The organism is Phreatobacter sp. GW821-FHT04C01, assembly GCF_059420385.1.
This window is the reverse complement of sequence record NZ_JBWKTP010000003.1, coordinates 93,254-113,182: the sequence shown is the minus strand read 5'-3', so window position 1 is coordinate 113,182 and position 19,929 is coordinate 93,254. Positions and strand designations below refer to the sequence as shown.

The following is a 19,929-nucleotide window of genomic DNA, read 5'->3' as shown; positions in this document are numbered from 1 at the left end:
AGGTCGGGAGAGGGGGCGAGGCGCGAGACGAGAGGGCGCCATGCGAAATGGGCAAAGCGTTGTTCTGAAGCTGCAATTCCCCTCTCCCGGCCTTCGGCCGACCTCTCCCCGCCGGGGAGAGGTGAAAAGGGGTGGTTCCGGCGCCGGATCTCAGAGGGCAGTGCATTCAGGCTCATCTGAAAGATGTCCGTGAACGCTGGCCGGCTTGGCCCGGGGACCTATCCATTCAAAACAGAGGAGGGCGTGGATGGCCCGGACAAGCCGGGCCAGGACGACGCGAGACCTCCCCGCACGCGTCCTCAAACTCTCCCCCGGCTATTCACCCATGCGATAACCGATGCCCGGCTCGGTGAGGATCAGCTTCGGCTCGGCCGAATCGGCCTCGATCTTCTGCCGGAGCTGGCCGACATAGACGCGCAGATATTGGGTGTCCTCGACATGGGCCGGGCCCCAGACCGCCGCCAGGATCTGGCGATGGGTCATCACCTTGCCTGCATTGCGCGCCAGCAGCAGCAGCAGCTCGAACTCCTTGGGCGTGAGCTTCAGGTCGGCGCCGGCGCTGGTGGCGCGGTGGGCCGGCACATCGATCTCGATCGGCCCGACCGCGAAGACCGACTGCTCGACCACACCGCCCTTGCGGTGGCGCATGGCGGCGCGCACGCGGGCCAAGAGCTCGCCGATGCCGAAGGGCTTGTTGACATAGTCGTCGGCGCCGAGATCGAGCGCCTCGATCTTTTCGGCCTCGCGGTCGCGGGCCGACAGCACGATGATCGGCACGTCGGAAAAAGCGCGCACCTTGGCGATCACCTCCTTGCCGTCCATGTCGGGCAGGCCGAGGTCCAGGATGACGCCGTCGGGGGCGGCTCCCGCGATGCGGCGCACCGCATCGGTGCCGGTGGTCACGCTGACCACCTGGTAGTCGGAGGCCTCCAGCGCCGGCGTCAGGAAACGATGGATCGCCGCCTCGTCGTCGACCACCAGGATGCGGGTCTTCATGGTCATGGCCCGGTCCTCACCACTCGATTCTCACTGCATGTCCTCACGACGTCGTCTTCAGGCTGGCCGGGGCCTCCGCGGGTTTGACCAGCGTGATGGTCAGCCGGGTTCCGGCGTGCCCGTCGACCGGGCTTTCGGCCCGGATGGCACCGCCATGCGCTTCGACGATACCTTTGGCAATGGCAAGGCCGAGCCCGGTGCTCTCGCCGCCGTCGCGCCGGTCGCGGCTGCCGCTCGACGCGAATTTCTCGAAAATATGCGGCAGGGCCTCGGGCGTGATGCCGGCGCCGTCGTCGGAGACCGCGATGACCGCGTCATGGTCCTGGTCGCGCACCGCGATCGTCACCCGGGCGGTCGGACCGCCATGCCGGAGCGCATTCTCGACGATGTTGGACAGCGCCTGCTCGATCAGCGTGGCGTCGGCCTCGACCAAAGGCGCGGCCTCGGCGGCGACGTCGATGACCCGGCCGGGCCAGCGCCGGCGCGCGGTGATCGCCACCCGGTCGGCGGTCTCCTTGAGATCCAGCCAGTCGCGCCGGAGCTCCAGCCCGCCGGCCTCCAGCCGGGTGATGGCCAGGAGGTCGCGCACCATCCGGTCGAGATGCTCGGTCTCTTCCTTGATCTGGGTCAGCATGTCGGCCCGGGTCGGCGACGACATCTTGTCGCCGAAGGCGATCAGCGTGGTCGAGGCGCCGAGAATGGAGGCGAGCGGCGTGCGGAAGTCGTGGCTGATGGAGGCGAGCAAGGTGTTGCGCACCCGCTCGGTCTCGGCGGCGGCCTTGACCGCGCCCATCTCGCGCGACAGCGAGGCGCGCTCGATCGCCGCCGCGGTCTGCTCGGCCAGCGTGTCGAACAGCGAGCGGGCCTCCGGGTCGAGCGGCGCGCCGTCGGCCGCCTCGGAGATGCCGATGACGCCGACGCGGGCGCGCGGCGTCTTCAGCGGCACGAACAGCCAGGGCGCGGTCGGCAAGGTCTGGGTCTTGCTGCCGGCCGGCTCGTCATGGTCATGGGCCCAGCGCGCCGCCGCCATGCTGGCCGGGTCGAGATCGTCGACCGGCGGCCACATGCCGGTCAGGGCGATGTCGCCGTCGCGGGCGAGCAGGATCACCACGTTGCGGGCGAGCGCGCCATGCATGTCGCTGGCGGCGGCCTCCGCCACCTCGTCGAGCGAGGCGATGCCGGAAATCCGGCGCGAGAAATCATAGAGCCGGCGCGTCGCGCGCATGCGGTCGGAGGCGATGCGCGCCTGGTCGCGGACCCGGCCGGCGAGCGTCGAGACCAGCATGGAGACGGCGAGAAAAACCAGCAGCGCCAGCAATTCGTGCGGCTGGGCGACGGTCAGCGTGTAGATCGGCTCGATGAAAAAGAAATTATAGGCCAGGAACGACAGGGCCGAGGCCATGATCGCCGGCCAGCGGCCGAAAGCCACCGCCGCGCCGACCACCGCCGCCAGGAACACCAGCGACAGGTTCGGCATGGTGGCATTGCCGCCGATCGCCTCGCCGAACAGCACGGCGGCGCCGACCAGTCCGGCCGAACCGAGATAGGGCCAGAGATTGAGCCGGCGCGGCAATCGCTTCGGCGCCGGCGGTTCGGATGTCTCGGGCGTCGCGGTGACCACATGGACACCGATATCGGCGGCCTGGCGCACCAGTTCCACGGCCAGCGCCCGGCCGAACAGGGTGGCGAAGCGCCCGCCGGTCGAGCGGCCGACGACGATCTGGGTAACGTTCTCGCGCCGGGCGTAGCGCAGCACCTCGCTCGGAATGTCGGAACCGACCAGCCGCTCGGTCTCGGCGCCCAGGTCCTTGGCGAGCTGCAGGCTCTCCTCCAGGCGCCGGCGCTTGGCCTCGACCAGGACATCGGTCGGCCGCTCGACCGAAATGACGGTCCAGGGCGCGTCCATGACATCGGCCATACGCTTGGCCTGGCGCACCACGAAGGGCGACAGCGGATCCGGCCCGGCCAGCGCCAGGATGCGCTCGCCGGCGGCCCAGGGGCCCTCGATGGCGGCGGCCCGCATGCGCTCGATCAGCGAGGCGTCGACCGTCTCGGCGGTGCGCCGCAGCGCCAGCTCGCGCAGTGCCGTCAGGTTCTGCGGCTTGAAGAAGCTCTGCACCGCCTGGGTCGCGGTCTCCTGGACATAGACCTTGCCCTCGGCGAGCCGCTTCAGGAGCTCGTCGGGCGGCAGGTCGACCAGCACGACCTCGTCGGCCTCCTCGAACACCCGGTCCGGCACGGTCTCGCGCACCCGGACCTTGGTGATCTTCAGGACGACGTCGTTGAGGCTGTCGAGGTGCTGGACGTTCAGGGTGGTCCAGACGTCGATGCCAGCGGCGATCAGCTCCTTGACGTCCATCCAGCGCTTGGGATGGCGCGAGCCCGGCACATTGGTATGGGCGAGCTCGTCGACCAGCAGCAAAGCCGGCCTGCGGGCGAGCGCCGCGTCGAGATCGAATTCCGGCACGGCCCGGTTGCGATAGACGATCAATTGCCGGGCAATGACCTCGAAACCCTGGACCAGGGCTTCGGTCTCGCGCCGGCCGTGGGTCTCGATGATGCCGGCGACGACGTCGACGCCCGCCGCCAGCTGTTCCCTGGCCGCGGCGAGCATCGCATAGGTCTTGCCGACGCCCGGCGAGGCGCCGAGAAAGATCTTCAGGCGGCCACGGCCCGCCCGCTCGGCCTGGGCCAGCAGAGCATCGGGGTCGGGGCGTTTCGTCTCGTCGACAGGCATCCCCTCAGCTTAAGACCTCAGCGCGTCGAGCGCGAGGTTGAGCCGGAGCACATTCACGCGCCGCTCGCCGACCAGGCCGAGCGCCCGGCCCTCGATATGGGCCTCGACCAGCTGCCGGACGCGATCGACGGCCAGATTGCGGGCCGCCGCGACACGGGCGACCTGGGCCAGCGCGTTTTCCGGCGTGATATGCGGGTCGAGGCCCGAGCCGGAGGTGGTGACCGCATCGGGCGGGATCGGACCCTGGACGCCTTCCTTGCGCAGCGCCTCGATATCGGCCTTGACCCGGTCGATCAGCTTGCCCGTCAGCGGCCCGAGATTGGAGCCCGACGAGTTCGACGCATTATAGGGCGCGTCGACCGTCTTGCTCGGGTCCTGCGGGTCGGGGGCCGATGTCGCCGACGGGCGGGGATGGAAATAGCGCTCGGAGGAGAAGGCCTGGCCGATCAGCTCGGAGCCGACGACCTTGCCGTCGCGGACGATCAGCGAGCCGTTGGCCTGGGCCGGGAACAGGCCTTGCGCGATGCCGGTCACCGCCAAGGGATAACCGAGGCCGGTGAGCACGGTGAACAAGGCGAGCAGCACGCAGGCGGGACGGAGATGGGCGAGCATGATCGCTGTCCTCAGCTGAGACCGATGGCCGTGATGGCCATGTCGATGAGTTTGATGCCGACGAAGGGCGCGACGAGGCCGCCGAGCCCGTAGACGACGAGATTGCGGCGCAGCAGCGCGGCGGCGCCCACCGGCCGGTAGGCGACGCCCTTCAGCGCCAGCGGCACCAGGGCGACGATGATCAGGGCGTTGAAGATGACCGCCGACAGGATGGCCGATTGCGGACTGGCCAGGCCCATGACGTTGAGCGCGCCGAGCGCCGGCAGCGAGGCGACGAACAGAGCCGGCAGGATGGCGAAATATTTGGCCACGTCATTGGCGATCGAAAAGGTGGTCAGCGCGCCGCGGGTCATCAGCAATTGCTTGCCGATGCCGACCACCTCGATGAGCTTGGTCGGGTCCGAGTCGAGATCGACCATGTTGCCGGCTTCGCGCGCGGCTTGAGTGCCGGTCTGCATGGCGACCCCGACATCGGCCTGGGCCAGGGCCGGCGCGTCGTTCGTGCCGTCGCCGCACATGGCGACGAGCCGGCCTTTGGACTGTTCGGCGCGGATGAAGGCGAGCTTGTCCTGGGGCGTCGCCTCGGCGATGAAATCGTCGACGCCGGCTTCGGACGCGATCGCCGCGGCGGTCGCCGGATTGTCGCCGGTGACCATGACGGTGCGGATGCCCATGCGGCGCAGCTCGGCGAAACGCTCCTTGATGTCGGGCTTCACCACGTCCTTCAGATGAATGACGCCGAGGATGCGATTGCCTTCGACCAGGCCGAGCGGCGTGCCGCCGGAGCGGGCGATGCGATCGACGGTCTCGCGGAAGCCCGGCGGCTCGGTGATCGGCTGGCCGCAGGTGGTCTGGCGGGCGAATTTCACCACGGAATCGATGGCGCCCTTGCGCAGGCGCCGACCGTCGAGGTCGACGCCGGACAGCCGGGTGGCCGCCGAGAAATCGATGAAGGTCGCGCCGGCGGGGCGATCGAGCGCGATGTTCATGCTGTTGCGGGCGAGCTCCAGGATCGAGCGCCCCTCCGCCGTCTCGTCGGCGAGCGAGGCCAGCACCGCGGCCTCCATCACCTCACGCTCGGAAACGCCGGGCATGGGAATGACTTCCGAGGCCATGCGGTTGCCGAAGGTGATCGTGCCGGTCTTGTCGAGCAGCAAGGTGTCGACGTCGCCGGAGGCTTCGACCGCGCGGCCGGAGGTGGCGAGCACGTTGAATTTCAGCAGCCGGTCCATGCCGGCAATGCCGATGGCCGACAGAAGCCCGCCAATGGTGGTGGGGATGAGGCAGACCAGCAAGGCGATGAGCACGACGACCGGCATGGCCATGCCGTGATAGGCGGCGAAACCCGGCAGCGTGCCGACAGCGACGATGAACACCAGGGTCATGCCGGCGAGCAGCACGGTGAGCGCGATCTCGTTCGGGGTCTTCTGGCGCTCGGCGCCCTCGACCAGCGCGATCATCCGGTCGAGGAAGGAATGGCCGGGCTGGGCGGTGATCTTGACCACGATCCAGTCGGACACGACCGTGGTGCCGCCGGTCACCGCCGAACGGTCGCCGCCGGCCTCGCGAATGACCGGCGCGGATTCGCCCGTGATCGCGGCTTCGTTGACCGAGGCGATGCCGGCGACGATGTCGCCGTCGCCGGGGATGATGTCGCCGGTCTCGACCCGGACGAGATCGCCCGGCTTCAGGTCGAGCGCCGAGACGGCCTCGAACTTTTGGTCGTTGTCGGCCGAGACCAGCCGCTTGGCCTGGGTGTCGGTGCGGGTCCGGCGCAGGGCATCGGCCTGGGCCTTGCCGCGGCCCTCGGCGAGCGCCTCGGCGAAGGTCGAGAACAGCACGGTCAGCCACAGCCACAGGGCGATCTGCGTGGTGAAGGCGGAGGCCTGGCCGGCGAACAGGTCGCGGATCAGGATGATGGTGACGACCATCGCCACCGCCTCGGTGACGAAGATGACGGGGTTGGCGACGAGCACGCGCGGATCGAGCTTCTTGAAGGCATCGATCGTCGCCTGGCGGGCCAGATGGCCTGCCAGCAGCGTCTGGGAGCGTTTGCGGGTCATGATATTGGCCTCAATTGGCGATCTGGCCGGCGAGCATCTGCATGTGCTCGAGAACCGGGCCGAGAGAGAGGGCTGGGAAGAACTGCAGGCCGCCCAGGATCAGGATGACGCCGGCGAGCAGGCCGACGAACAGCGGCGTATCGGTGGGGAAGGTGCCGGCGGACGGCGCGAGCTTCGGCTTGGCGGCGAGCGATCCGGCGATCGCCATGACCGGCACGATGATGGCGAAGCGGCCGAGATGCATCGCGATGCCGAGCGTGGTGTCGTACCAAGTGGCGTTGGCGGTGAGGCCGGCATAGGCCGAGCCATTGTTGCCGGCGGCCGAGGAGAAGGCATAGAGAATCTCGGAATAGCCGCGTGCGCCGGGATTGGCGGTGCCGGCCAGCGCCGCCGGCAGGACCATGGACACCGAGGCAAAGCCGAGGATCAGGAGCGGCACCACCAGCACGCCGAGGACGGCGAGCTTGACCTCGCGCGCTTCCAGCTTCTTGCCGAGATATTCCGGGGTGCGGCCGACCATCAGGCCGGCGACGAACATGGCGAGAATGGCATAGAGGATGATGCCGTAGAGGCCGGAGCCGACGCCGCCGGGCAGCACTTCGCCGAGCTGGATCAGGAACATCGGCACCAGGCCACCGAGCGGCGTGTAGGAATCGTGCATCGAATTGACCGAGCCGTTCGACGCGCCGGTGGTGAACACCGCCCAGAGCGACGACATGGGGGCGCCGAAGCGGACCTCCTTGCCCTCCATATTGGGCCCGACCAGGCCGAGCGCGTTCATTTGCGGCGTGCCCGCGCCTTCGGCCCAGTAGACCACGAGGATGCCGATCGCCAGGAACAGGATCATCACGGCGAACAGCGCCCAGCCCTCGCGCTGGCGGCCGATCATCTTGCCGAAGGCGACCGCGATGGCGAGCGGCAGGGCGACGATGGCCCAGAGCGTGACCATGTTCGACCAGGCGCTGGGGTTTTCGTAAGGATGCGCCGAATTGACGTTGAAGAAGCCGCCGCCATTGGTGCCGAGCTGCTTGATGGCGATCTGGGAGGCGACCGGCCCCTGGGCGATGACCTGGTTGGCGCCTTCGAGCGTGGTGGCATCGACCGAACCGGCAAGCGTCTGCGGCAGGCCGAGCGCCACCAGGACGAGCGCGGTGACGATCGAGATCGGCAGCAGCAGGTAGAGCGTCGAGCGGGTCAGGTCGACCCAGAAATTGCCGAGGCCCTCGGTCTTCTCCCGGGCGAAGGCGCGCGCCAGCGCCGCGAAAATGGCGATGCCGGTGGCCGCCGAGACGAAGTTCTGCACGGTGAGGCCGAGCATCTGGGTGAGATGCGACAGGGTCGTCTCGCCGCCATAGCTCTGCCAATTGGTATTGGTGACGAAGGAGATCGCCGTGTTGAAGGCGAGATGGGCCGACACCTCGCCCTGGCCGGCCGGATTGAGCGGCAGGACGGTCTGCAGGCGGATCAGCGCGTAAAGGAACAGGAAGCCGGCGGCGTTGAACACCAGGAGCGCGACGGCATAGTCGCTCCAGCGCTGCTCTTTCGCCGGATCGACGCCGGCAAGCTTGTAGAAGCCGCGCTCGACCGGCGCGAGCACCGGGTGAAGCCAGGTCTTGCGGCCGTCGAGCACGGCGGCGAAGAACAGCCCGAGCGGCCGCGCGGTGACAACCACCAAAACGAAGAGAAGAAGGATCTGCAGCCAGCCGTTCACGGTCATGGCATCACCACTGGACAGGCGCCAAGGGTTCCAACGCTCGAACGAGCGTCAGAACTTCTCGGGGCGGAGGAGGACAAGGATGAGATAGACGGCGAGCCCAAGGCCCACCGTCCCGGCGAGAACGAGATCGAACATCGTGGTGCCCTCATGCTCGCGTCGCGGCGCGGACATAAACGATCATCAGGCCGAACAGCCCGAGACCCAGTGCGACATAGATGAGATCAGACACGGCAAACCCTTCCACGGCTTGGAATGAAGTCAGCCTTACCTGCGCCCGAACGGCATCAGGGTGCGATGCGGAAGCGGGGGGTGCGGTGTAAAGGGGGTGTAAGGGGGTGGGGGGCGGTTCGATCGCGACCGCAGGGATAGAATTAGACGGCCGCTGTGCCATCGAACGCCTGTTCTTGGGCCTTTGAGGACGTTTAGGACGGCCACTTTTGGGGCGGTTCAGCTCGTCGATAGACAGCGAAGCGGGGGTCGGTCGATCAGCTCATCCGAGGGGCTTCTGGCGCCGCGTTCGCAGTGAGCGATAACTCAGAACCTGCCCCACAGCCAGTCGGGCGAACGCGCCCGAAAGGCGAAGGCTCGCCGTAGCAACCGGCGCCTCCTGAACGGCGCGCGAGCGGTCCGCATAGGTCTGCGGCGCCTAAGCGCCCGCGCCTCTGCGACAATACAGCACTCGATTGTGACGCACGGGGATCGACCGACTTTTTCCAGCGTTTTTCGCCTCGTCGCTACCAGGAGCCGGTGGCAACCGTGCTGGGCAAAGAGAGCGACAGGATGTTTCCAAGATCGTCGCGCATCGCAAACCGCGGTTGTTGTTTGGCGCGCCGAGACCCGAACCAGGCCCCAGCGACATAGACCAGATCCCTGTTCACTGGCCTGCCGACGAAGTTGTCGATCAGACGCTCGGTGAGATCTGGGTCTGGAAACGTGATGAGCCGCCCAGGCTCGGACAAATCGTCCAGCCGTTCAGACTCTGATGAGATAGGCCGCTGAAGCATCTTTCGGGGGATGGCGACGTTTGATCCTATGTTGGCGAAAGCTTCGCGAAAAATCGGCGCCATGAAGTCAATGATATGGGTCTTTGTCTGTACCCACATGTGAAAGCCGTCCTTCGACGCGCCGAGACGCCCTTGGTTGTCCTCGCCGAAAAACGCTACGTCCGGCCCGTAACCGACGCATAGGGCGAAAGCGCCCGCAACCGCGCGAGCCGGGATCTTATAGTGCTCGTTCAGCACGTACGCCCCGAACGTCGCGAAAAAGATGCAAGCCCGCTCGACGTTGCCCACATCCTTCAGGACGCCGTGAGTCACCTGATAAATCCGATTGTATTCGGCGAGCGGCAATAGAAACCGCTTTTCCTTGCCACTAGCCATCCCAGCGCTTCTGCTCCTCGCCGCGTCTTCTGTGGAGACAACCAAGGATTGGCCGGTATAGTCAACCTACGCGAATAGTCTGCAGGTTGCACAAATGACGATGGAAATAGAACCGACGCTTTTCGACGACCGCTTTCTCGACAAGCACGCGGGCGCCATCATCAGCGATCTGACCGTCGCCCTCGTCGAGCTGGTCGCCAACGCCTGGGACGCCTACGCTACCCGCGTCGAGATTCGGTGGCCAGACGGTACGCGCGACCGGTCGTTTTCGATCCGAGACAACGGCAAAGGCCTGACTCGCGAGCAGTTCGCCCAGCGTTGGCGCACCCTGAACTATAATCGGGTCGCAGCGGAGGGCGAGTTCTCCTTGCCACCGCCGGAACTCAAGGGAAGCAAGCCGCGCCGCCCCTATGGCCGCAACGGGCAGGGGCGTCTTGCGGGCTTCGCCTTCTCCGACCCTTACGACGTGGTCACGCACACCGCCGGCGAGGAGGTGACGTTCAGGGTCAAGCGCACCAGCGGGGCCTTGCCGTTCGACTGGCGAGAGGTTTCGCATCGCGCGGCCGACGGCCACGGCCTGGAAATCCGCGCAAGCCACGCCACCCGAACCCGGACGACCGCGGCGGCCGTGCGTGAAATCCTCGGAACCCGGTTCCTGACTGACCCGGACTTCACCGTCGTCGTCGATGGTGTACCGGTTACGTTCGACGACATCCCCGACGGTTTCCTGCGGGAGAGCTTTGTCGAGGTGCCCGATCACGGCCGGGCCCGGATCGTGATGATCGACGCCCAGCGCGCAGACCGCACAACCCGTCAGCACGGCATCGCCTGGCACGTGAACAACCGCTTGGTGGGAGAGTGCAAATGGCTGGGCAGCGACTACACCCGGATCCTTGACGGCCGCACGAGCGAGGCCAAGCGGTTCACCTTCATCGTCACCGCTGACTTCCTAGCTGCGGTCGATGCGGTGCGGCCGGATTGGAGTGGTTTCCACCCGGCCAACGAAGTTTGGCAGCAGACCCAGTCACTGGTCCAGGACCGGATCCGCGAAGAGATTTTCGCCCACGGTGCCCAACGCCGCAGCGAGACCAAGGAGACCGTGCGCGAACGGCTCTCCGACACCATCCGCCACGCACCGCCCTTGGCGCGTGAACGCTGGAACGAGTTCGTCGACGCCGTTGTCGACACCTGCCCCGGAATCTCCGGCGAGCAGGTCGAGCAAGTGGCCGGGATCCTCGCGAATCTTGAGGTTTCCAGCTCACGCTACGGCCTGATCGACAAGCTCCATCGCCTCAAGCCCAACGAATTGGACCAGTTGGACGCCATCCTCGGCGACTGGAGCGTCGCGACGGCGAAGATGGCGCTCGACGAGATCCAGAATCGCCTGAAGCTGATCGCCGAGCTACACGAGAAGCTGCGGGACGAGCGCGCCGACGAGGTCCGCGAATTGCAGCCGCTAATCGAACGTAGCCTCTGGGTATTCGGACCCGAGTTCGAGAGCATCGAGTTCACCTCCAACCGCGGCATGTCGGAGGTCATCCGCAAGCTGCTGGGCAGCAACGCGCGCGGTAGCCTCAATCGCCCCGACTTCGTCATTCTCGACGATGGCAGTGTTGGGTTGTTCGCCCGCCCAAAGTACGGCGACGGCTACGAAGTCGAAGGCGTTGAGCATTTGGTCATCGTCGAACTAAAGCGTCCCGGCATTTCGATCGGCATGGACCAAAAAAATCAGGCCTGGAAATACGTCACAGAGCTTCTCGACCAGAGCCTGATCGAGGAATCCACCAAGGTGACCTGCTTTGTGATGGGCTCGAAGCTCGCCCCGCGCGAGCGCGTCCGGGAGGAGGGTTCTACGCGGATTGTCCCCCTCGCCTACGATACGTTCATCCGGCGGGCGGAGTCTCGCATGTTGAACCTCTATGCCCGCCTGAAGGACGCTCCGTTCCTGCAAGGCCAGGGCGTTGACGTCGATCAGTTCGCCCAACCGCCCGTCGCTCGAGGTCTGGATCTGCAGCCGGTATGATCGAGGACCGGAGCCAGAGGTCTGAGCGCTTCACCCCCCTTTCCACAAGAGAGCCCACATCGCTTATCTGGCGCATGCAAGAGCCTAGTTAGCAGTTACCGCGAATTGCTCAACTGGGTGGGCACCGGAAATTGGTTGGACCGTGAGAGTTTCACTGGAGCACGTAAAAGGCGGACGTCTTGGGAACTCCAAGGCTTAGAGCCCACGCCGCTCAACGCAATCGGCTCGGCACCTGTTTGTGATTGAAGTGGCTGGTGCCCGCGGCCTTGGAGCCGCACCAATCAACCCAGATGAACTTGGCTTTCGCGCCCCTCGCAAATCGTGCCAAACGTTTGACGGCAACGTTGTTATGCGGGCGCTCTTTATAGGTGGGGTATTGAATGGATCTTTCCGACCTCATGTCAGATGACGCTGATAATTTTGATCGGCGGGGCGGGCGCGTTTCGATCCTTGCCGACGCAATAACCGACGACGCGCGTCGTACTTTCGATAAACTTATTGAGCCGCTTCAATCTCAAGAATATTGGAAAGCGGCTGTCGCTCAGAATCGTTATGTCCCGAGTAATGGTTTGTGGGCGCCGCAGCGTCGCGCCATCGGGCTGTCACTCGCCTATCTCGCAGCCCGCAAGGCGGATCCGTCGGCCGCCGGGGCCGCATTGGTAAAGATGCCGACCGGCACGGGCAAGACCGGCGTAATAGCGACACTCGCGTGCGCTATCCCCAACATAAAACGTGTCCTTGTTATTACACCACGGAGGGCTCTCGTCGACCAAATGGTCGTCGACCTTCATACGCGGCTTTGGGGGCGATTCAACCTCATCTATGATGGAGAGCTCGTTAGGCCGCGAAATGACAAAGATCCTGACCCCAGTGTTCGGTCCGCGAACAGCCCGGTGTTCCGGCTACTGCCCCATGATGTAGGAAAACTGTCGGCACTAGCCAGCGAGCGCATAGTCATGGTCGGCACGTTCGCGGCCCTCGAACAAATCCTTCGACCCGATCGACCAGCACATCGTCTTACTGGCCGACGCCCCGTTGGTGTGGACGAAGTGCCGCCCGATGCGGATGAAACGGGCCCGTCGGATGAGGTAGCGCGGGTAAGCTTGGTCAAGATGCTGGAAGGGTTTGACCTTGTGATCGTCGACGAAAGCCACTACGAGCCAGCCTATATCTGGTCGCAATGCATTCGCAACCTCGGACGGCCAACGGTACTTTTTAGCGCTACGCCTTACCGCAACGACTTTCGATACTTCAACATCGATGGGCGGTTTGCGTTCAGTCTTTCCTTTGAAGAAGCTGCCGAAAAGCAACTCATTCGCGCGGTAAATATCCAGGTGAGTGATCCTGGCGCGGCGCCAAGCGAAAGCTTTGCCGAACGCCTAATCCGATTTGGCGCCGAGGTCGAGAGGAGCATAAAAGCCAAACGGCCAGAGGACGCACGGGTGATCGTGCGCGCCGATACGTACGATAGCCTCGTTGCCCTACGCCAGGAACTGGCCTCGCTGAAGCAGAAAAGTGTTTTGATCCATCACAAAGAGAAGAAGGCCAACTCCAAGGAGCTGCGGTTTCCCAGCGTCACAGAGGCAATGGCCGCGCCTGATACACAGGGGGTGCGCTTCTGGCTGCACCAATGGAAGTTGCTTGAAGGCGTCGACGACAGTCGCTTCGGTGGGGTCGCCATATTCGAAGAATTCTCTACAAGCCGCGCGGTCGTTCAACAGATCGGGCGAGTTTTGCGTTACGGCACACGTAGTCACATTGAAACGGCATTGATCATGGGCCGGGACGAGCTTGGAATAGATCTCGGAGTGCGCTTCAAACGCTATCTCGGCTATGAGGCTCGATTCGACGCGGACCCATCCAATGCACTTCATCGAGAGGTTCATTTTTTTGAGACGCTGAAGGCCGCGTCTCCGTCGGTGCAGTACATCGCTGGCGACTTCCGGGACCGCTTCGACAGTTCCGCAGAACCCGTATCGTTTCGCGACATCCAACTCCCATGTCGCGCCCTCGTCATGCGTAAGACGAGGAAACAGACACTCGACGAGATTGCGAGCGCGTCAGCATTGGCCATGGGCCTCGAAGATCGTCACGACATAACCCTGGTGAGACCAATCGCGGCAGATGATCCCAAAAATCTCCGCCTCATTACATACGTTCAATGGGGCAACTCGCCTTTGCTTGTCAGTCGTGCGATGCCGACTTGGACGTTGGGCGCCATGGTGTTAGTCGAAATTGGCGAACGTATGTTTTTGCTCGACACTGAAGCTATCGTCGTCGATCCGGAACGACTTGGGCTTGCGGCTGAAGAGCCTGAGTGTATGCAACGACTTGTGCCTATCTCGGCAACTGGAGAGAGCTCGCGAGTTACCGTCGCATCGGCGATCAGCCTCGACATCTCGGATATGGGCATTCGTTCTGTCACCGCTCGGATGAGGGACTTCGGCACGAGTTTCTTCGATCTGGCTCAGGGCATGCAGGCGGCGACGTCTGTGCGGGCACAGTTCAAGAAGCCCGATGGCACGACTCTGGGGCGTTATCTTTCGCTTCAGCGAGCATCTGTCTCGGACGCCACGGGACAGTATGTCCCTGTGGCCGAGTACGTCGAGTGGATCACCACCGTTGCCCAACAGCTGGATTCCGCTATCGCCCCAAGTCGCGCCTTCAGTCGCTTCGCGCAAGCGTCACCCGCCCCCTCGGGAAGCAAGGCGATACCACTGAACGTTCTCTTTGATTTTGCTGACCTGATCGGTGAGGATGGCAGTGATGCACCAACAGGTTGGGATCTTGCTCGGACAAGATCTCTTGCAGAGGCGGACAGATGCCTCGATGTGGCTAGCGACGGGGCTTTCTCGATCGAAATCGACGGGCAGACATTTGGTGGCAAGCTGAAATACGATGTGACCGGCTCGGTTCGCAAACGGGGTCGCTACATCGTCGAGCTTCCAGCGCTCGATGCCTATCTAGTCAAGCGCAATGTAACAAAGCGCGAGAAGCCGCAACTACTCTCAGGAATGCTGACCAAGCTACAAACATTCCGCGTCCTACCTGTTGACGCATCGCTCATCTACGCGCAGCGGCATTTCTATCGGCCGATCATGAGCGTCGAAGAAATCGCAAAAGATAATGTCGGCGGCCCTCTAGAGTTCATCACGGCCTTAGCATGGCTTAGTCATGTCGAATCGGAAAAGGGTAGCGCGGCGTCAAGCATTGAAGATTGGACGGCAAAGAGTGTTTTCGGTGGATTCTATGCACAATTTGGCTACGCGGCGCATGGCGCCGCCAACAATAGTCAGGTTGATGCCATCCGAAAACATGACGCTGCCTTCGCCGACCTCCTCGATGAATTCGACATCGTGATCTGTGACGACGGTGGGACAGAACTTTGTGACTTCATCTGCGTCGACGAGACTCAGAGCCGTGTGGTGCTTATCCATGCCAAAGTTGGCGACACCAAGCTGAGTTTGAATTCAGTTCAGGCTGTCGGACGCCAAGCCCAGGCGAGTCTCGCGTTCCTGACGCAGGTCAACGAGATACCCGATCGTGTCTCGATCTGGAAAACTCCAGTCACGATCGACGCGGGGAGGCTCACGCGCCGCATCGTGCGCGGAACTACTTCGGCCAAAAATATCTGGGCGAAAGTCCGCGATGCAACGCGCTCAGTTCGGTACAGCCGCGAAATTTGGATAGTTGCTGGGCGCATCCTTGAGCGCAAAAAACTACTAAGAGATCTGAGGAAGAGCGAGCCATCCCCCCAGTCACGCCAGATGGTCTACTATCTCGCATCGCTACAGACTTCAGCTGCCCGAGCGAATGTCGGCATGAAGATCTACTGCTCACCTTAGTCGTGAAATGGCTCTCATCCGACCGCAACCGTTGCTGTCCTTCGCCTACGATGTCGCCTCGGCAACTTCGACTCATGCGAGTAGCGTCCGTCACTTTAAATCTGATCGCGGCGCTATGCTAGTTTCTGGCGTGCCCGAGATTGGGTGACCAACGGTCATCGCACATGCAAATTACAAATGTTCGCCGTTGGGCAAACGCCTAGCCTCCGCTTCTGGCGCCAGGAGCCAGCTCCCATCCACGAGACGAAGAGCGACCCCCATCCTGCGCGCCCACGCGCCCCGGCGGGCCCGCGATCCGATCCCCTACCCCTTACCCCACCCCCTCGCCCCTCCCCTGCAACGCAAACCACCCCTCCCTCAACCTGCCGCCCTCGGTCGAAAACCTCTCGTCCAGCAGGCTCGACGTGACGATCCGCTCGACGCGGAAATGCCGATAGTCGGCGCGCAGTTCGCACCAGGCGCCGATGACGGTGACGTCGACGTAATAGGCCATGGCGATGGGCCAGATGGTGCGGTGGCTGCGCTGGCCCTTGACGTCGGCATAGGTGATCCGGAGCTTGCGGGTCTCGCGGATGGCGCGCCTGATATCGGAGAGATCGATGCCCTCGGGGGTCTCGGCGCTGCCGTCGGAGACGTGGAAGGGGGCGGAGACGACGCCGGGGCGCAGCGCGTCGGGCAGGATCGTGGCGATCTTGGCGAGCACCGCGTCGGCCGCCTCCTGGAGGCCGGGGTCGCGCAGCCGGCGCACCAGCCGCGCGCCCACCGCGATCGCGTCGATCTCGTCGGCGGTGAACATCAGCGGCGGCAGGTCGAACCCCCGGCGCAGCACATAGCCGATGCCCGAGGCGCCCTCGATCGGGATGCGGCGCGCCTGCAGGGCGGCGATGTCGCGATAGACGGTGCGGATATTGACCTCGAGATGCTCGGCCAGCATGGCCGCCGTCATCGGACGGCTGGCGACACGCAGGCTCTGGATGATGTCGAACAACCGGTCGGCCCGCCGCACGGCCTTCTCCTCCCCGTCATGCCACCCGACACTCCTGACACAACGCTGTCAGTCGCCGGGGCCTAGCGTCCGGTCCGGTCGTGTCGAAACGGCGGGAGAGACAGCATGGCAGCGGCAGGCGAACCCGGCAACACGGCCCCGCAGGCGGGACCCGAGGAGGCCGACCGGGGCTGGCCGGGCGTCGTCATGATCGCGGCATCGGCGGCGGCCTTCAGCAGCGCCGGGCTGTTCACCGGCCTGCTGCCGACCGATATCTGGACCATGCTGTTCTGGCGCAGCGCCTTTGGCGGCCTGGTCATCGGCGGCTTCCTCGCCTGGAGCCACGGCGCGGCGCTCGCCGGCATGGTGCGGCGGATCGGCTTGCCCGGCCTCGCCGTCGCCGCCTGCTCGACCGCCGGCACGATCTGCTTCCTGTTCGCGCTCAGGCAGAGCAGCGTCGCCGAAGTGACGGTGATCTATGCCACCGCGCCCTTCATCGCCGCGGTGGCGACTTGGGCCTGGACCGGCGAGCGGCCCGGCCGCACGACGCTCGGCGCAAGCCTCCTCGCCCTCATCGGCGTCATGGCCATGGTCCAGGCGGCTCCGGCGGCCGGGCATCTGACCGGCAACCTGCTGGCGCTCGCCATGACCACGCTGATCGCCACCATGATGGTGATCATCCGGCGTCACCGGGAGGTCTCGATGCTGCCGGCGGCCGGCCTGTCGGCTTTCGCCTGCATGCTGGTGGTGGCGCCGGCGGCGGATCCGGCCGGGGTCACCGGGCCGGAATTTCTCGCGCTCGCCCTGTTCGGCATCCTGTTCGGCCTCGGCCTGCTTCTGCTGACGCTGGGCAGCCGCCGGATCGCGGCGGCGCGGGCGGCGCTCATCGGCAATCTCGAACTGCCGCTTGCGCCGTTCTGGGCCTGGCTGGCGCTCGGCCAGCTGCCGCCCCGCGCGGCCTGGCTCGGCGGCGCCGTCGTGCTGGTCGCGGTACTGGTCGACATCGCCGCCGGCGCCGGCAGCGCAAGGCCCGTTGTCCGGGCGCGGCAGGCCTGAACGGGCCGGAGGCGCTTCGCCGGTGGCCGCATCGGGCGGCGGCTCAGCCCGGGCTTCGATCGCCGTCGGCGCTGCGGGCGCGGTCGCGATGAGCCTCGATCACCTCGGGCTCCTCATCGTCGAGCCGGGTCAGCGCATGGGGCGTGCCGCGGCCGGCGCGCAGCAATTCGTCGAGCTTGGCCTGGATCGCCTGGGTGTCGCGATGTTCGGCGCGCTGGATCAGCAGCGTCATCGCCCAGGTGGCGAGTGTCGCCACCCCGTGCCATTCCAGCGTGCCCGGCGACAGGATCAGCCAGGCCGCGGCATAAAGCCCGACAATGGCGAAGGCGCCGGGGCGCGCCGTCATCGTGCCGAGCGTGGTGAACAGGCGTCCGATCGGGTGGTCGGTCATGTCAGGCCAACGTGGCGACTGTCAGGAGGTTCCCTGGCGACCTCTTGGCGCTGAACGGTGGATTATGATGGTGCGATGGCCGCGAGCGGATCAATGCGTGGATGCCCGGGACAAGCCCGGGCAAGACGAAGGGGGCGAGCATAGGGACGTGGTGCCAAGCCGCGATTGCCGCGCTCTTTCCGTCTTGGCCGGGCTTGTCCCGGCCATCCACGAATTCAGCTCTCCACTATCGAAAATCGTGAGAGGACGTCGCGTGATTGATCCGGTCAAAGAGCCAAAATCGTCGCGACGGAACACTCGCCGGAGCCTCAGCCGAAATCCGCGCCGGGGAACGGCGCCGGCGCCGCGTAGCCGCCGAGGCCCATCGCCTTGGCGGCATCGGCCATGCGCGGCACCAGGTCGCGCGGATGGATGAACTCGTCCTTGAAACAGGCATAAAGCGAGGGGTCGAAAATGCGCTTCAGCCAGTTGACCACCAGCATGTGCTTTTCCGAACGCTTCAGGTCGGGGTGATAGGTCAGCCAGAGATCCATGTGGTGGCGGATGCCGACATCGACGGGCACGAGGCGGGCGCCGAGCGCGATCGAGCAGGTCGGCAGCATGCCGGCGCCGACGCCGCGCTCGACGGCATAAAGCGTCGCGGTCGAGGAATTGGTGCGGATGCCGACGATGCCGGCGAGGCTGTCGACGCCGAGCGCCCGTGAATAGGCGGCTTCGTCGAGCTGTGGCGCGACCTGCTGGATGATCCGGTGCTGGCGCAGCTCGGCGATCGAGGCCGGCAGGCCGAAATCGCGGGCATAGGTTTCGGAAACGAAGGGATAGACATGCAACCGGCCGAGCCTGGCGATGATCAGGTCGGGATTGTCGGGCGGCGCGAACTGGATGGCGATATCGGCCTCCAGCCGGCCGACATCGGCCGGTTCCATGGCGCAGCGCAGATCCACCGTCAGCCGGCGATAGGTCGCCTGGAAATCGATGAGCTTGGGCAGGACCCAATAGGTTCCCACCCCCTCGGTCACGGCCAGCCGCACGACGCCTTGCGGGTCGGGGCCGGCGGCATGGGCGGCGCGGCGGAAGATGTCGAAGCTCAGCCGCTCCATCTTGCGGGCGTCGTCCAGGATGGTGCGGCCCTCGTCGGTCAGTTGCAGGCCGGCCTGGTGGCGCACGAACAAGGCGAAGCCGAGCGCCTGCTCCAGGCGGTCGATGCGGCGCATGGCGGTCGTATCGGTCATGCCCAGGACCTGGGCGGCCTTGCGGAAGCTGCGGTGATCGACGCAGACCAGGAAGATCTTCAGGTCGCTCCAGGACGCCGTGATCGATCCAGCCGCGATCGATCCAGCCGCGATGGACGGGGCGGTGATCGGCTCGACCGGCTTTTGGCGCTGCGCCGCCGCAGCAGCCCGCTGCGTTTTCTCCTGCATCGCGCCCGCCTCCCCAAGACTAGCTTAACGATCGGTCATGCCTGTCGGGGAGATTGTAGATGCCTGCCGATGCTCACGATAGTGGTACGATTTTGCCGCGCCATTCGCTGGATCTGCTGAGCCCGGCGCGGCTGGTCGATGCTTCGCCGGCGAGCTATGACGAGCTTCCCGCCATGGCCGACCTCGCGCGGCAGTCGATCGCGGCGATCCGGATCGGCAATGACGTGGTCGAGCGGGTCTACCGGCACCAGGCGCCGTCGATCTTTCCGTTCCGCGCCGGCGGCCGGATCCGCGGCGGCATCGCCTTTCTCTATCTCAATGCGCACGGCCTCGAGCACCTGTTGCTCGGCACCCTGAATTTCGCCGATCCCGACCTCGCTTTGCTCGCCGGCCCCGCCGAGACCCCGGCCGCGCTCTATGTCTGGGCGCTCGCGGCGCGGGGGCGGGCGGCGGCCGGCATCGCCGATGTCGCGGTCGAGATGATGCGCCAGCCCTTTGCCGGCGCCGACTATTACGCGCAGCCGGCAACGGATGACGGCGGGCGACTGCTGCGCCAGGTCGGCTTCACGCGCACGCCGAGCTTTCAGCCCGACCTGTGGATCTATCGCCGGCTCGTCAACCGGCCCGGCGGCGCGGCGTCGATCGGGGGCCGGTCGTGAGCGCCGAAGCCGGGCCGGCCGGCAAGGCCATCACGATCCGCATCG

The 19,929-nt window shown here is 65.3% G+C and carries 14 protein-coding genes; 4 read left to right on the top strand and 10 right to left on the bottom strand.

The genetic code is table 11. The features are described from left to right. Nucleotides 1-315: 315 nt before the first annotated feature. The 7 genes from AC07WJ_RS12260 to AC07WJ_RS12230 all read right to left on the bottom strand — a co-directional run bounded on the left by AC07WJ_RS12260 (nucleotide 316) and on the right by AC07WJ_RS12230 (nucleotide 9,504). Nucleotides 316-1,002, bottom strand: coding sequence for a response regulator (locus AC07WJ_RS12260; protein WP_494934873.1), 687 nt, complete (start codon nucleotides 1,000-1,002; stop codon nucleotides 316-318). A 37-nt stretch (nucleotides 1,003-1,039) separates the two neighbouring features. Then, a complete protein-coding gene (locus AC07WJ_RS12255; protein WP_494934872.1) occupies nucleotides 1,040-3,733 on the bottom strand; it encodes a DUF4118 domain-containing protein in 2,694 nt (897 codons plus the stop codon). A gap of 9 nt (nucleotides 3,734-3,742) precedes the next feature. Further along, a complete protein-coding gene (gene kdpC, locus AC07WJ_RS12250) occupies nucleotides 3,743-4,345 on the bottom strand; it encodes a potassium-transporting ATPase subunit KdpC (RefSeq protein WP_494934871.1) in 603 nt (200 codons plus the stop codon). A gap of 11 nt (nucleotides 4,346-4,356) precedes the next feature. Continuing rightward, the gene (gene kdpB, locus AC07WJ_RS12245) at nucleotides 4,357-6,408 is read right to left on the bottom strand and encodes a potassium-transporting ATPase subunit KdpB (protein WP_494934870.1); all 2,052 of its coding nucleotides are present in this window, start codon (nucleotides 6,406-6,408) and stop codon (nucleotides 4,357-4,359) included. Nucleotides 6,409-6,418: 10 nt separating this feature from the next. After that, the gene (gene kdpA / locus AC07WJ_RS12240) at nucleotides 6,419-8,125 is read right to left on the bottom strand and encodes a potassium-transporting ATPase subunit KdpA (protein ID WP_494934869.1); all 1,707 of its coding nucleotides are present in this window, start codon (nucleotides 8,123-8,125) and stop codon (nucleotides 6,419-6,421) included. A 48-nt stretch (nucleotides 8,126-8,173) separates the two neighbouring features. Next, nucleotides 8,174-8,260, bottom strand: coding sequence for a K(+)-transporting ATPase subunit F (kdpF, locus tag AC07WJ_RS12235; RefSeq protein ID WP_494935580.1), 87 nt, complete (start codon nucleotides 8,258-8,260; stop codon nucleotides 8,174-8,176). A gap of 599 nt (nucleotides 8,261-8,859) precedes the next feature. Further along, nucleotides 8,860-9,504 (bottom strand): DUF2026 family protein, encoded by a 645-nt coding sequence (locus tag AC07WJ_RS12230; RefSeq protein ID WP_494934868.1) that lies wholly within the window; start codon nucleotides 9,502-9,504, stop codon nucleotides 8,860-8,862. Nucleotides 9,505-9,598: 94 nt separating this feature from the next. On the opposite strand from AC07WJ_RS12230, the gene AC07WJ_RS12225 reads away from it, so the two are divergent. Further along, nucleotides 9,599-11,527, top strand: coding sequence for an ATP-binding protein (locus AC07WJ_RS12225; protein ID WP_494934867.1), 1,929 nt, complete (start codon nucleotides 9,599-9,601; stop codon nucleotides 11,525-11,527). Nucleotides 11,528-11,907: 380 nt separating this feature from the next. Next, complete coding sequence (locus AC07WJ_RS12220) at nucleotides 11,908-15,372, top strand: DEAD/DEAH box helicase (protein ID WP_494934866.1); 3,465 nt, start codon at nucleotides 11,908-11,910, stop codon at nucleotides 15,370-15,372. A gap of 310 nt (nucleotides 15,373-15,682) precedes the next feature. On the opposite strand, the gene AC07WJ_RS12215 is transcribed toward AC07WJ_RS12220, so the two are convergent. Further along, complete coding sequence (locus AC07WJ_RS12215) at nucleotides 15,683-16,378, bottom strand: helix-turn-helix transcriptional regulator (RefSeq protein ID WP_494934865.1); 696 nt, start codon at nucleotides 16,376-16,378, stop codon at nucleotides 15,683-15,685. Nucleotides 16,379-16,483: 105 nt separating this feature from the next. Between AC07WJ_RS12215 and AC07WJ_RS12210 the strand changes: the two genes are divergently transcribed. Next, entirely contained in the window at nucleotides 16,484-17,413 is a 930-nt protein-coding gene (locus AC07WJ_RS12210; RefSeq protein WP_494934864.1) for a DMT family transporter, read from the top strand. A gap of 43 nt (nucleotides 17,414-17,456) precedes the next feature. On the opposite strand, the gene AC07WJ_RS12205 is transcribed toward AC07WJ_RS12210, so the two are convergent. Together AC07WJ_RS12205 and AC07WJ_RS12200 are read right to left on the bottom strand one after the other, a co-directional pair. After that, on the bottom strand, nucleotides 17,457-17,804 hold the full coding sequence (locus AC07WJ_RS12205; protein WP_494934863.1) for a low affinity iron permease family protein: 348 nt from the start codon (nucleotides 17,802-17,804) through the stop codon (nucleotides 17,457-17,459). A gap of 308 nt (nucleotides 17,805-18,112) precedes the next feature. Then, the gene (locus AC07WJ_RS12200) at nucleotides 18,113-19,225 is read right to left on the bottom strand and encodes a LysR family transcriptional regulator (RefSeq protein WP_494934862.1); all 1,113 of its coding nucleotides are present in this window, start codon (nucleotides 19,223-19,225) and stop codon (nucleotides 18,113-18,115) included. A 59-nt stretch (nucleotides 19,226-19,284) separates the two neighbouring features. Between AC07WJ_RS12200 and AC07WJ_RS12195 the strand changes: the two genes are divergently transcribed. Next, entirely contained in the window at nucleotides 19,285-19,884 is a 600-nt protein-coding gene (locus AC07WJ_RS12195; RefSeq protein WP_494934861.1) for a hypothetical protein, read from the top strand. The last annotated feature ends 45 nt before the right edge of the window (nucleotides 19,885-19,929 follow it).

Coding starts and splice junctions, on each gene's coding strand:
- kdpC (WP_494934871.1), bottom strand. CDS start 4,345: ATGCTCGCCCATCTCCGTCCCGCCTGCGTGCTGCTCGCCTTGTTCACC.
- AC07WJ_RS12220 (WP_494934866.1), top strand. CDS start 11,908: ATGGATCTTTCCGACCTCATGTCAGATGACGCTGATAATTTTGATCGG.
- AC07WJ_RS12225 (WP_494934867.1), top strand. CDS start 9,599: ATGACGATGGAAATAGAACCGACGCTTTTCGACGACCGCTTTCTCGAC.
- kdpB (WP_494934870.1), bottom strand. CDS start 6,408: ATGACCCGCAAACGCTCCCAGACGCTGCTGGCAGGCCATCTGGCCCGC.
- AC07WJ_RS12255 (WP_494934872.1), bottom strand. CDS start 3,733: ATGCCTGTCGACGAGACGAAACGCCCCGACCCCGATGCTCTGCTGGCC.
- kdpA (WP_494934869.1), bottom strand. CDS start 8,125: ATGACCGTGAACGGCTGGCTGCAGATCCTTCTTCTCTTCGTTTTGGTG.
- AC07WJ_RS12200 (WP_494934862.1), bottom strand. CDS start 19,225: ATGCAGGAGAAAACGCAGCGGGCTGCTGCGGCGGCGCAGCGCCAAAAG.
- AC07WJ_RS12260 (WP_494934873.1), bottom strand. CDS start 1,002: ATGACCATGAAGACCCGCATCCTGGTGGTCGACGACGAGGCGGCGATC.
- AC07WJ_RS12230 (WP_494934868.1), bottom strand. CDS start 9,504: ATGGCTAGTGGCAAGGAAAAGCGGTTTCTATTGCCGCTCGCCGAATAC.
- AC07WJ_RS12205 (WP_494934863.1), bottom strand. CDS start 17,804: ATGACCGACCACCCGATCGGACGCCTGTTCACCACGCTCGGCACGATG.
- AC07WJ_RS12210 (WP_494934864.1), top strand. CDS start 16,484: ATGGCAGCGGCAGGCGAACCCGGCAACACGGCCCCGCAGGCGGGACCC.
- AC07WJ_RS12195 (WP_494934861.1), top strand. CDS start 19,285: ATGCCTGCCGATGCTCACGATAGTGGTACGATTTTGCCGCGCCATTCG.
- kdpF (WP_494935580.1), bottom strand. CDS start 8,260: ATGTTCGATCTCGTTCTCGCCGGGACGGTGGGCCTTGGGCTCGCCGTC.